The 10,488-nt window shown below is 65.2% G+C and carries 14 protein-coding genes; 3 read left to right on the top strand and 11 right to left on the bottom strand.

Going from position 1 to position 10,488, the window contains the following annotated elements; translation table 11 throughout:
- The first annotated feature begins 43 nt into the window (after window positions 1-43).
- The 3 genes from Ga0080574_RS17235 to Ga0080574_RS17225 are packed head-to-tail and all read left to right on the top strand — an operon-like array spanning window position 44 to window position 914.
- Window positions 44-295 (top strand): type II toxin-antitoxin system RelE family toxin, encoded by a 252-nt coding sequence (locus Ga0080574_RS17235; protein WP_076702636.1) that lies wholly within the window; start codon window positions 44-46, stop codon window positions 293-295.
- Window positions 296-306: 11 nt separating this feature from the next.
- Complete coding sequence (locus Ga0080574_RS17230; protein WP_076702634.1) at window positions 307-636, top strand: helix-turn-helix transcriptional regulator; 330 nt, start codon at window positions 307-309, stop codon at window positions 634-636.
- Between the two features lie 35 nt (window positions 637-671).
- Window positions 672-914 carry a hypothetical protein gene (locus tag Ga0080574_RS17225; protein WP_076702632.1) on the top strand — a complete coding sequence of 81 codons (243 nt, stop codon included), beginning with the start codon at window positions 672-674 and terminating at the stop codon, window positions 912-914.
- 240 nt (window positions 915-1,154) lie between these two features.
- Here Ga0080574_RS17225 and Ga0080574_RS17220 read toward each other — a convergent pair whose 3' ends face one another.
- From Ga0080574_RS17220 to Ga0080574_RS17170, 11 genes are all read right to left on the bottom strand, one after another.
- Window positions 1,155-1,628 (bottom strand): DUF1833 family protein, encoded by a 474-nt coding sequence (locus Ga0080574_RS17220; RefSeq protein WP_076702630.1) that lies wholly within the window; start codon window positions 1,626-1,628, stop codon window positions 1,155-1,157.
- On the bottom strand, window positions 1,625-1,984 hold the full coding sequence (locus Ga0080574_RS17215) for a hypothetical protein (protein ID WP_076702628.1): 360 nt from the start codon (window positions 1,982-1,984) through the stop codon (window positions 1,625-1,627). The genes Ga0080574_RS17220 and Ga0080574_RS17215 overlap by 4 nt, the downstream gene beginning before the upstream one ends.
- Before the next feature lie 2 nt (window positions 1,985-1,986).
- Window positions 1,987-5,862: a phage tail tape measure protein gene (locus Ga0080574_RS17210; protein ID WP_076702625.1), complete on the bottom strand. Its 3,876-nt coding sequence runs from the start codon at window positions 5,860-5,862 to the stop codon at window positions 1,987-1,989.
- On the bottom strand, window positions 5,859-6,143 hold the full coding sequence (locus tag Ga0080574_RS17205; protein ID WP_076702623.1) for a DUF7697 family protein: 285 nt from the start codon (window positions 6,141-6,143) through the stop codon (window positions 5,859-5,861). Before Ga0080574_RS17205 ends, Ga0080574_RS17210 begins: the two co-directional genes overlap by 4 nt.
- Window positions 6,144-6,166: 23 nt before the next feature.
- Window positions 6,167-6,628: a hypothetical protein gene (locus Ga0080574_RS17200; protein ID WP_076702621.1), complete on the bottom strand. Its 462-nt coding sequence runs from the start codon at window positions 6,626-6,628 to the stop codon at window positions 6,167-6,169.
- A complete protein-coding gene (locus Ga0080574_RS17195) occupies window positions 6,628-7,599 on the bottom strand; it encodes a phage tail tube protein (RefSeq protein WP_076702619.1) in 972 nt (323 codons plus the stop codon). Before Ga0080574_RS17195 ends, Ga0080574_RS17200 begins: the two co-directional genes overlap by 1 nt.
- A gap of 7 nt (window positions 7,600-7,606) precedes the next feature.
- The gene (locus Ga0080574_RS17190; RefSeq protein WP_076702617.1) at window positions 7,607-8,041 is read right to left on the bottom strand and encodes a hypothetical protein; all 435 of its coding nucleotides are present in this window, start codon (window positions 8,039-8,041) and stop codon (window positions 7,607-7,609) included.
- The gene (locus Ga0080574_RS17185) at window positions 8,041-8,706 is read right to left on the bottom strand and encodes a DUF6441 family protein (RefSeq protein ID WP_076702615.1); all 666 of its coding nucleotides are present in this window, start codon (window positions 8,704-8,706) and stop codon (window positions 8,041-8,043) included. The genes Ga0080574_RS17190 and Ga0080574_RS17185 overlap by 1 nt, the downstream gene beginning before the upstream one ends.
- A complete protein-coding gene (locus Ga0080574_RS17180; protein WP_076702613.1) occupies window positions 8,703-9,005 on the bottom strand; it encodes a head-tail joining protein in 303 nt (100 codons plus the stop codon). The genes Ga0080574_RS17185 and Ga0080574_RS17180 overlap by 4 nt, the downstream gene beginning before the upstream one ends.
- 5 nt (window positions 9,006-9,010) lie before the next feature.
- Window positions 9,011-9,349 (bottom strand): hypothetical protein, encoded by a 339-nt coding sequence (locus Ga0080574_RS17175; protein WP_076702611.1) that lies wholly within the window; start codon window positions 9,347-9,349, stop codon window positions 9,011-9,013.
- Window positions 9,350-9,412: 63 nt separating this feature from the next.
- Window positions 9,413-10,450 (bottom strand): major capsid protein, encoded by a 1,038-nt coding sequence (locus Ga0080574_RS17170; RefSeq protein WP_076702609.1) that lies wholly within the window; start codon window positions 10,448-10,450, stop codon window positions 9,413-9,415.
- Window positions 10,451-10,488 lie beyond the last annotated feature (38 nt).

Here is a 10,488-nt window from a genome sequence, read left to right as displayed (position 1 = left end):
TTTCCTCTTGCTTGCTGCCCCACTGTAGCTTATAGCTACAGACATGAAGACGATCACCTACAAGCCCGCCGCCCTGAAGGCTCTGCGCAAGATGCCGCGCCCGGACTCGAAGCGGATCATGGCCAAGGTGGCGCAATACGCGGATGACCCGGCGGCGCTGGCGAACAACGTCAAGGCGCTGAAAGGCCGGGACGGCATCCGGCTGCGCGTCGGCGACTGGCGCGTGATCATAGACGACCAGGGCGAGGTTCTGGACGTTCTCAAAATCGGGCCGCGTGGCGGCGTTTACGACTGACGGAGGCCATCATGAACGACATGATCACCATCCCCCGCGCGGAATACGAGGCGCTGCTTGCCGCGCGCGAGGATCTCGAAGACATCGAAGCCTATGACCGCGCCAGGGCGGAAGGCGGCGAAAGCATCCCCGCCGCCTATGTCGAGCGCATTCTCGACGGCGAAAGCCCGGTGCGGGTGTTCCGCGACCTGCGCGGCCTGACACAAGGCGCCCTCGCCGAGCACGCCGGCGTCAACCGCGTGACCGTCGCCGAGCTCGAAACCGGCCGGAAACAGGGATCGGTCGACACCCTCAAGCGCATCGCCGAGGCGCTCGGGGTCGCGATTGACGATTTGATCTGACCTCAGAACACCGCAACCAAAGATGGAAATTAAGCGTGAGCAAAAATAAGTCGACGGAAGAGCATCTGATCCAGCTTCACAAGACGACGATGGAGCTGCGCAAGACCAACACTGCGCTGCTCATCGCGGTAGCCGCACTGGCTTCCGAACTCGAGGTGGTCAGCAAAGGAGCCAGAAGCAGGGTCGCTCGGACACTCGGGGAGTTCGCGGACAAGCATGGTGGCGAAACAGGCAAGGAATTGGATGAAGTTGCCTCAATGATCATCGAAGGTCCGTAGTCGCGCGACTGCTTCCGTGCTCGCGCAAACCCCCTTTTCAGTATCCCGGACCCGGCACGCCAGACCGGAAGTAGACGGATCAGGCCTGGGATAACGACGCCCCAGCCGTTGATTTCTCCCACCCAGGAGAGCGGCGGCAACGAGTCCCTGCACCATCAAGCCGAGCCCCGCAGTAAGCCCGAGCCAAACCCAGAACCCCGAGACGTAAAACTGCATGATCTCAAGCATGTGGACCTTCCCTCAGAACAGCGCCGGCGCGTTGCCCGGCGTCATTTCCAGATAGCCGAACTGTTCGTCCAGGATCGGCTCTATCGTCATCACGCCGCTGATGCGCTGCGCGTCGTATTCGATGCCGGTGATCTGCACCTCGAAGGGCCCGGCCTCGACAATATCCGGCGTCGCCACCAGCACCCAGGCCACCGTGCCGAGGATCTCGCCGGTGATCGCCCGGAACTGCCCGATCAGCTCCCGCGTGACGTTCTGCGCGCTCCAGCGCAGCACCGGAAACCCTTCGTCCTCATCGTCCGGCAGCGAGATATCGAACGGGAACGGCTCGTAGATCTCGCCCGCATGTGTCAGCGCCCTGGTGTCGCGCACCAGGCGAACGGGCTGCTCCCAGGCGCCGTGTGTCAAGCGCACAATCGGCACCAGGATCTCCGCGCTTTCCTGCCCGTAGGTCGCGGCGAGAAGCCGGTCGCTGATCTCCCGGCTCATGGCAGGATCTCCAGATTTGCCGACAAGGTGGCGTCAACCTTGTTGCTATGCGCGCCAACCTGATACGGGCCGTCGAAGGCGTAGCGTCGTGTCTCGCCTGTCAACGGGTCTGTCGCGTCGAACGAAAGCACCCCATCGGCCAGCGCGACACGATAGAACGCCTTGAACGCCGCCAGTTGAGCCTGCGACAGCCGGTCTATCTTGCCCGCGAACGGCTCTGGCGCGGCGCTGGTGCGCCGCCGGCGCTTGGCGGGTCCGACATCCATGTCAGAGCGGAGGATATGCCCGTCAGGTCCGCTATGCCGGTAGCCCGACTTGCTTGTGAAAAACGGGATATCCGCTGGCCATTCCGGCATTGTCACTGCCCCCTCGGTTTGGGCCGGGTGCCGTAGCGATCGCGCATCGCGCTATCGACGCCCCCGCCCCGGATTTCATCGCGTAGCGCATCGCGGATGGCCAGGCGCATAGACCCGTCGGCTTTCTTCTGCCGCTCGATGCGCACGCCCACATGATCCTCGTTCGTGATCGGCATGTTCACGGCTGGCGTGGCCGGAGAGGTACTGCCGGAGGCGACACCGGCCAGCGACCCGCCATCAGCGAATTTCGGCAGGCGCATGGTCCGGATCGCCTCCATGAACTCGATGCCATAGTGATCGACCGCCGCCGCCGGCTGCATGAACTCGCCTCGCGAGCCCCAGAACAGCAGATTGTCCTGACGCTTTCCGCCCAGCCCTTGCAGCTTTCCCACCGCGCGCGGCACATCGCGGAACCCGCCGCCCCCGGCGCGCTTCGGCAAACCGCCGCCATCCTGGTACAGCCCGGCGGAGGCCATAGTTCCGGCAGAGGCCGAATAGCCGACATTCGCCACACTTCCACCGATCCCGGAAAAGGCCTGATCCATCAGGACCGCGAGCTGTTCCCAGACCGGATCGAGCGCGAGCGACCAAAGCTTGTCGAGGATCATCTGCGTCAGATCGTTCCAGAACGCCTCGACACCGGCACCGCCCGGCTTGAGGTTGTCGAAAACGCCCGAGATCTGACTGGCGTAACCGTCGATATCCGCCTTTTGCTCCTCGGCTGTCCTCTGTTCCTCCTCGCGCGCGGCCACGAGCCGGCCATAGGCAACAGCCTGCTCATTGATCACGTCGATCAGCACCCGGCCATCTTCGGCAAGCGCCTTCTGCGGATCGATCCCCGCCTCGCGCGCACGCTTCAGCGCTTCGTACTGGAAGGTCAGCCGCGCCTGCTCTTCCACCGTGCGCCCGGCAAGATCGGCCTCGAGCTGAAGCTGCTCTATCTGATCGCGCCCGACCGCAAAGACCTTCTCCAGCGCGTCAGCACGCTCTCGCGCCGCTTCGGTCAGATCCTCTGCACGTTTCCCGGCCCCCGCATCGTAAGCCGTGAGGATCTTCTCATCCGACACACGGCGGAGCCCTTCCCACTCATTGCGCAGCGCCGAGGGCGAGCGCCCCCTGCGCTCGATCAGGATATCGGCCATCTGGTCCTGAAGGTTTTCCGAGAACCTTTCGTTCCCGGAAAGGCCCATTTCCTCCATCAGGCTGCGCAGGGTCTTGGACACGATCTGATAGCGCCCGACCGCCGAGGAATTGTAGTCATTGTCGGGATGCGCCAGCATGCGCTTTTGCAGCGCGAGAACCTCGTCGAGCGTCATCGAAACCGGATTGACGTCGCCGCCCGTAAATTTGCCGTAGCCCAGCGTCTCGTTGTAGCCGCGCCCCTTGTCGGTGCCCTCCGCATACCCGATCAGATCGCGCAGGCCCTTCTTGGCGGCATCAGCCGCGCCCCGCGCGAAGGTCACGCGATTGCTATGGGCACGGCTGCTCTGATACGCGCCGTAAACCCGATTGAGCCGATCCACCTCGTCGGCTGCGGATTTCGCGCTATCCGCAGCCTCATCGAATGGGCGGTCGGTCTTCATCTCTTCCGAAAACGCATGCAGCTCTTCCAGCCGCTTTTGGTGCCGCTCGCGCTGCTTCTCCAGGTCGGCCAGCGCTTCGATGTTCTTCCGGAAGCCGGCGAATTCTTCGGCGCGCAGCACCCTGCCCGCTTCAAGCGCCTCGGTCAGCGCTTTCACCAGATCGTCAATCGCAGCCGCCATCTCGACCTCCCCGGAGGCCTCTTCAAGCGCTGCGATCTCATCGGAAAAAAGCCCGGCCTGGCGCGCGGCGGCTGCCAGCTCTTCGACCATCCCGTTCCCGACCAGAGCATCGCCGCTTTCGAGAATCTTGACCAGACGACCACGCACCGGCTCGAGATTTTCACCAACCGCGCGGAGCATATCCATCTCGGCCACAAACTCGCGCGCCGAAATCTCGCCGGCCTCGAAGGCCTCTCCGGATTCGGCCAAACCGGCCAGAAGATCGTTGCGCAGCTCCTCCCGGATACGCCGCAAGTGCTTTGATACATCCGCATTTGGCCGATACCGGGAAAGCGAATGGACGAAATCATCGATCCCATCGCCGTCGAACATGCTGCCGCTCATCGCGTCGCGCGCCTCGGCATAGGTGCGTTCAACGTCCGCCTTCGCCTGCTCCAGAGCCGCCCGAGACTGGTTCAGCATCGCCTGTGTCGCGGCGGACACCTCACCGCCGAGCGTCTTCTGTTCCTCCGCCGCCCGCTTGCTGGCCTCCTGATAGGCGTCCAGCGCCTCGGTCGCTCTTTCTGCCGCAGCCTCCGCCCGCTCGATGGCATCCGCCGCAACGTCTGTATCCACGCCAAGCGCCGCGATCGAAGCCACCGTGATCGCCAGAGACAGCGGCCCACCAAGAACACCGGTCAATGCACGCCAGGCGACACCAAGACGCCCGAGCGGGCCGACCGCGCGGCTCGCCGCCGTGCCCACGCCGCTCGCCGCGCCCGCAATCTCGATCAGTGCCGCACGCATCGCGACCGCCTTTGCGACGACAAGCGTCATGCCACGCCCGACCAGGTAAACCACCAGCGCCTGCGCGACACGCTCGGCTGTCTCTTCCACCTCGGCGAAGTTCTCCGTCAGGAAGCGCAGCGCATCGGTAAGACGCCGCACGGCGGTCTCCGCCACATCGAGACCGCCATTCTGCGCCGACTCGAGCTGCAACGCCTCCCAGGCGGCAGCAACTTCCTTGAGCGCCCCATCGAGACCGCGCAGCCGGACCTCTGCCTGTTCCTGGGCGGAAACCTCGGCGATGGCAGCAGACAGGTCCCGGAACCCTTCGGCCCCGGTGTTCGCCAGCGCTGCCGCCGTGCGGATGGCATCCGTTCCAAAGACGGTCTTCAGCGCCTCGTTGCGCGCCTCTTCCGAAAGCCCGGCCAGCCCCTTTTGCAGCTCGCCGGCGATCTGCTCCATGGTCTTCATGTTGCCGGCGGTGTCGAAGAACTCGAGCCCGAGATCCTGCATGACCGCGGCGGCTTTCTTACTGTCCGGCGTCAGCCGTTGCAGGAAGGTCTTGAAGGACGTCCCGGCGTCGGAACCCGAGGCGAAACTCGCCGCAGTCGCAGAGAGCGCGGCAAGGAAATCCTCGATTTCGACACCCGAGGTGCCGGCCACGCCGCCGGCCTGGCCGATGGCCATGCGCAGATCGTCGAAGCCAAACTTCGAGGTCAGGGCCGCGCCGGTCAGCCGGTCCACGATCTCGGGCAATTGCCCTGCCTGCAAGCCGAACTGCTGCATCAGATCTGTGATGAGGTCGGCGGATGGCGCAAGCTCAGCGCCGAGCGCGCTGGCCAGAGCAAGCGATGAATCGAGCGCGCCGCCGAGGATCTCCGGGATTGCGACGCCGTTCTTGGCCAGCACCTCGATGCCGCCGGCGGCCTCCATCGCCGTGAATGCGGTGGTCGCGCCGAGCCGCTTCGCCGCCGTCTCCAGCCGGGACAGATCGTCTTCCCCTGCCCGCGTCGCGGCCTGCACTCGCTGCATCATCGCCTGGAACTGCCGCCCCACATCCAGCGAGCTCTTGCCGAATGCGACAAGCCCGCCGGCGATTGCCGTGGTGCCCATGAAGCGCGCCAGCCGGGAGAGCGCCGGAAGCTCGGCTGAGACCGACGCAAGCGATCCCTTGAGCTGCCGCGCCGCCACATCGGTTTCACGCATGCCGGCTGACGCCGGTCTGGCGGCGTTCTGGATAAGCCGCAGACTGCGCTGCCCCGACGCGCCGAGGGATTTCAGATCCGCCTCGAGCTGCCGCTGTCCGGCGGCGGAAAGGCGGATCGTGTACTGGCGTTCCGTTCGGCTCATTCGTCCTTGTCCTCACGCCCACGGGCGGCGGCCTCGATCAGACCGGCCTCCCAGTGGGGCAATAAAAGAGCTGCGATGTTTTGCGGGACACCCTGCGCCTCGAGCAGCGCAAGACAGGCGGCGAAATCCAGCCCGACATAGCCCCGCGCGCCGATACGGCGCTGGTGCAGGATCTGGCTGCCAAGCGCCGCGACAGCGCGGCCCTCGACCGATTTCGGCATATGGAGATCTTCCGGGCACGCGCCCTCACCCCCGAACCGCGCGCAGGCATAGCCGGGCATCTCCCGGCAATCCCTGCAATGGGTCAGGCCACCGCTGTAGCGGTATGCGGCGAGGGCGCGGAGCCGTTTCCCTCCTGTTCCAGCTCCGCCCAGGGGGACAGCAGCATAGCGTGCAGCGTCGCGGCAACCCCCGGAAACAGGTCGAGGAAAAGATCGAGGCTTTCCGCCGTCAGCGGCGCAGGCGCGCCGTCTTCCGTCTCGATCCCGTCCCAGCCGGTGCCGAAGCGCAGGAGCAGAAGTTTCACGGCGTGCCGCGCGGACTGGCCGCGCAGCGCCTCCTCATGCTCCGGCGGCAGATCTTCGTCATCGAACGTCGCGGCCTCGAAGGCGCGCGCCGCGGGCAGAGTTTCCCGCGCGATACGCATGGCGGTCGCCTCGACCTCGCGAAACTCCGCATAGGAAAACGCCCTATGCGAAACGGTGACGCCATAGCCGACCTCGACGGTGCGGTCATCGGTCAGGCGCCGCTTGAGACGCAGAACCATCAGCTGGCGTTCGCATAGGTCGCGGTGGCATTGGTGAGCGTGATTTCCATCAGCTCAGCGCCCGGCGCCGGGCGATTGACCCGCCAGTTGAAGCTCTGCGAGATGATACCACGCCCCGAAACCGGCACGCCGTTGCGCTCGAGCATGAGCGACGGCACCGAAATCGCGAGGCTGTAGTTGGCGCTGAGCTGCCACCTCAGACTCAGCGCGAAGGCGGTGCCGTTCGACGCGAGGTCGTAGAACTGCGCATCGCGGAACCGCGCGTTGAGCGTGCCGTTGAGATCCCAGACCCCGGGCGAGATCTCGGCCGCAGTGGCCGCGCTATTCATCGCCTCCTGATCGGCCTCGCGCCCGCTGTTGAGCGTAAGCCCGACCTGTGTGACGCCGCCAACCTCGCTGCCGTCGAGGCTCAGCGCCGCCTGAAAGCCGACCGGAACCGGATCGACCGCATACTCGACCGGCGTGCTGTCGAGCGTCGCGCCCGCCCTGACCTCTTCGCGCCCGGTCAGGTTGAAGCTCACGCGCTGCCGCGTGCCGTTCTTCTGCGCCTGGATCTCCATGCCGGTGGTCGCGAGGCTGTCCTGGGTGAAATGCTGCGCGACGCCGTTATGCGTGATGCCATGCGTCGCGAGCAGGATCGCGGGCTGCGCCGCCGCGGTGAAGCTGTGGACATAGGGGCCGGTTCCGGACGTGCTGGGCAGGCCCAGCAGCTGCGCAAGATGCCAGCCGATGCTGTCCATCCCCATCGGCACCTCCATCGTGCCAGCCAGGTTGCGCAGGCCCTGCACCACATCGCCCGGGAAGGCGTCACCATAGATCGCCTCGTCATTGGCGAGCTCGCCGGACGGCGTCACGTTGTAGTCGTAGAAGGGCAGCGCATAATAGGCGCCGTCGGCGGCACTCTCCGCCGCGCCAAAGGCCGATTGCCGGCGAGACAACAGCTTCGCCTGATCTCCGCGTGCATTGGGCATGGGTCAGTCACTCCATCGGGTTTTCGGTGGTTTCGTAGAAAAGGGTCACGGTCAGCACCGCGCCCTTGAGGCTTTCCGCCCCCTGCATGGGCACGGTGTCGCTTTCCTCGGGCGCGCTCAGCAGCAGATAATCGACAGCACCGGCCAGCGTCCGGTCGGCGACGAGACGCGCCGCGACATCGCCCAGAGCCGCATCCATTTCGGCATTTCGCGCTGCGGCCTCCGTGCCCTGCACGACCGCTTCGAGTTCAACCGGGCGCTGCCATTCGATCCGCCCGGTTCCGAGATGCGCGCCGACATCCTCGGGATCGCCCGGCACGATATTGATCACCCCGTTCTCAGGGCATTCGACCGGCAGATCCTGCTCGCGCAGGATATCGGACGCATGCCCGGAAAGCGCGGATTGCAGCGCAAGGATCGCCGCCTCATGCTTGCTCGGCATCAGCGGAGCCTCCTCCGCCGTGTCGCCTGAGAGGCCGCGTCTATATCGCCAGCCAGGCCAGACGAGACCGAGCGGGTCACCGCGTCGACATTGAGACGCCGGCGCAAACGGGCCTGCGGGATCAGCCAGAACATGGGCACGGTGTGAAGCCCCTCGCCTGTGCGCAGAGCTTTCTTGCTCCGCGAACGCGTGTAGTTTCCCGCTTTGGTCTGGCGCTGGTTGTCGACCACAAGAAGCGATGCCCCCTGCGGCCGATAGACGAAGCGCAGCGGCCCGAACCGATGCTCCGGAAAATTCGACGGCGTGATCCGCTTGCGTCCCATGCCGCGCTTGGGTGCCGATGGCGTCGGGATCGCGAGAAAGAAGCCCTCGGACGATTTGATCGTGGCGCCCGCATCGAACGCCTCGATCAGCGTCTCCGCCTTGGTGTAGACATAGGCCGCCGCGCCCAGCGACGTGCCGTGCCTCGGGTAGTTCTTCTGTTGCCAGCTGCGCGCCAGACGGCGACCGAGACCGCCAGAAATCACATCGGCGCGCAGAGCGCTCTTGAGCCTGGTTGCCCGGCCATGCACGGCGCTTGTCACCGCACGCTCGGCAATGTCCAGCTCTTCGGCCATGAAGGCCTCGAGATTGCCCTCAAGAGCCGCGTCCAGACGGGCTTTCATACCGGCACCGTGTTGAGCTGGACCTTGAAGCGGCGCGGATCGCGCACGCGGCTGTGCTGCACCTTGCGCCGCTCACCCGCGATGTCCAGCACGGCGCCCTTGCCGTGACCGGCAAAAGCGCTGTCGAGGATCTCGAACATGCCGCCGGCATCCTGGATCCGCATCGTCCCGAAATCGGCGATTTCGTCGGCCTGCATGGGCAACAGCCGCACCGGCACCGCGGCACCGTCGGGATCGAGGATCGCCGCGATCCCGTGGCGCAGGAATGTCACCTCGACGGATTTGAGGAACGGGTTCATAACGGTCAGCCTACCGCCTTGCCGTCACCCTTGGCGGCGGGGGCGGAGCCGGCTTGCCCGTCCTGCGGCTTGCCCTCCCCGCCGGCGACGGGCGTTTTCCCGGCATCCGAATTCGCCCCGGCTTTGGCCCCGGCACCGGTTGCAGCGTCCTGCGCGGGTTTGGCCTTGGCGCCTGCGCCGGCCTTTTCGATCTCCGCCGCGAGGGATGCGGGCACGTTCCCCTTCCAGCCTGCCGGCAGGGTACGACGGGTCGAAGGGCCGGTCTGATAGGTATGCGCGGCGGTCATGATCACGCGCACATCCTCGTCTGCGGCTTGCTCTTCGCTGGTCTTGCGTTTCGCCATCGGAGTGATCCTTTCGGTCAGAGGCCCGGCGCATCGCGCGCCGGGCCGGTCAAGTCATAGGGCTCAGTTGGAGGTGTGGCCGCGCACCAGAACGCCGGGACGCATGCACATGGGCAGCGTCTGCATCATCGCCTCGACATCGGCGAAACGGTCTTCCTGACGATCCGGGAAGAGCGTCGAATAGAATTCCGCGCCGGGCAGGTTCGTCATGCCGAGATAGTCGGCGGAACCGTTGAATTGCCGGAACGTCTGGCGGGTGCCGAGCGGGAAGAACATCACCTCGCCTGCCGGCACGAAGCTGCGGGTGACAGTGGTGCCGTCTTCCTGCGGCACCGGCCCCTCGCCCTGGTATTCCTTCCAGCGGATCCCCTGGAAATCGAAGCCCTGCGAGGTGTCGTCACGCAGCGGGTCGCCGCCGTTCTGGTTCTGATAATGCTTGTAGCGCTCCTTGAAATCGTCATGCGCCATCAGCTTGTCGGTGAAGTCCGGATGCATCAGCCCCATGACCCCGGTCATCACGTCACCGAGCAGATTGGTGCGAATGTGACGGGTGACCTGACGCGACTTAGCGCTGAGATCGGTGGTCGCGGTCCCCAGCACGAAATCGACCGACTTCCTGGTGATCCCGAAAGCATCGTGCAGATCGGCGATCATCGAGCCGTCCGCATCGAGCACCTGCCCCTGCAACGCCCCGGCGCGCAGATATTCGCGGGTGATGTCGATCGAACCGCGCAACTCCTCCTGCCGGTCGAACACCTCCCCCATGACCTGTTTCAGCTCGCTCTCGCTGCCGAAGGCGCGGATGCCGTCGATATCGTCGGCGGTGATGCGGGATTTCAGGCCAAAACGCGAGGTGCGGAAGTCGATCAGATCCCGTTTGCTCCGCCCCTGGCTGGGCAGCGGCGTGCCGCGCGTCGAGGACTGGACGAGCTGGAGAACGCCGTTCTTCTTCTCGATATCGAACTTCGTGCCGCGGATCGGTTTCGGGGTGAAGATCCCCATCTCGCCGATCATGCCCCACTGGTTCGGGATGATGCGGATCGACTCGCCGAGCTCCATGGCCCGGAAGGCGTCATTCTGGAAAATGTTCATATGGGCCATGAACAAGGCTCCTTTTTCATGTTGGGATGCGCCGGAAC

The sequence above is a fragment of the Salipiger abyssi genome, from assembly GCF_001975705.1.
Classification (GTDB): domain Bacteria; phylum Pseudomonadota; class Alphaproteobacteria; order Rhodobacterales; family Rhodobacteraceae; genus Salipiger; species Salipiger abyssi.
The sequence above is the reverse complement of the archived record's forward strand: the minus strand, read 5'-3'. Positions and strand labels throughout refer to the sequence as shown.

Bases quoted from the DNA above. Each gene is read 5' to 3' on its own strand.
- Ga0080574_RS17235 (WP_076702636.1), top strand. From the start codon at position 44: ATGAAGACGATCACCTACAAGCCCGCCGCCCTGAAGGCTCTGCGCAAG.
- Ga0080574_RS17200 (WP_076702621.1), bottom strand. From the start codon at position 6,628: ATGGTTCTGCGTCTCAAGCGGCGCCTGACCGATGACCGCACCGTCGAG.
- Ga0080574_RS17220 (WP_076702630.1), bottom strand. From the start codon at position 1,628: ATGAGCCGGGAGATCAGCGACCGGCTTCTCGCCGCGACCTACGGGCAG.
- Ga0080574_RS17185 (WP_076702615.1), bottom strand. From the start codon at position 8,706: ATGAAAGCCCGTCTGGACGCGGCTCTTGAGGGCAATCTCGAGGCCTTC.
- Ga0080574_RS17190 (WP_076702617.1), bottom strand. From the start codon at position 8,041: ATGCCGAGCAAGCATGAGGCGGCGATCCTTGCGCTGCAATCCGCGCTT.
- Ga0080574_RS17195 (WP_076702619.1), bottom strand. From the start codon at position 7,599: ATGCCCAATGCACGCGGAGATCAGGCGAAGCTGTTGTCTCGCCGGCAA.
- Ga0080574_RS17205 (WP_076702623.1), bottom strand. From the start codon at position 6,143: ATGCCCGGCTATGCCTGCGCGCGGTTCGGGGGTGAGGGCGCGTGCCCG.
- Ga0080574_RS17170 (WP_076702609.1), bottom strand. From the start codon at position 10,450: ATGGCCCATATGAACATTTTCCAGAATGACGCCTTCCGGGCCATGGAG.
- Ga0080574_RS17230 (WP_076702634.1), top strand. From the start codon at position 307: ATGAACGACATGATCACCATCCCCCGCGCGGAATACGAGGCGCTGCTT.
- Ga0080574_RS17215 (WP_076702628.1), bottom strand. From the start codon at position 1,984: ATGCCGGAATGGCCAGCGGATATCCCGTTTTTCACAAGCAAGTCGGGC.
- Ga0080574_RS17210 (WP_076702625.1), bottom strand. From the start codon at position 5,862: ATGAGCCGAACGGAACGCCAGTACACGATCCGCCTTTCCGCCGCCGGA.
- Ga0080574_RS17180 (WP_076702613.1), bottom strand. From the start codon at position 9,005: ATGAACCCGTTCCTCAAATCCGTCGAGGTGACATTCCTGCGCCACGGG.
- Ga0080574_RS17175 (WP_076702611.1), bottom strand. From the start codon at position 9,349: ATGGCGAAACGCAAGACCAGCGAAGAGCAAGCCGCAGACGAGGATGTG.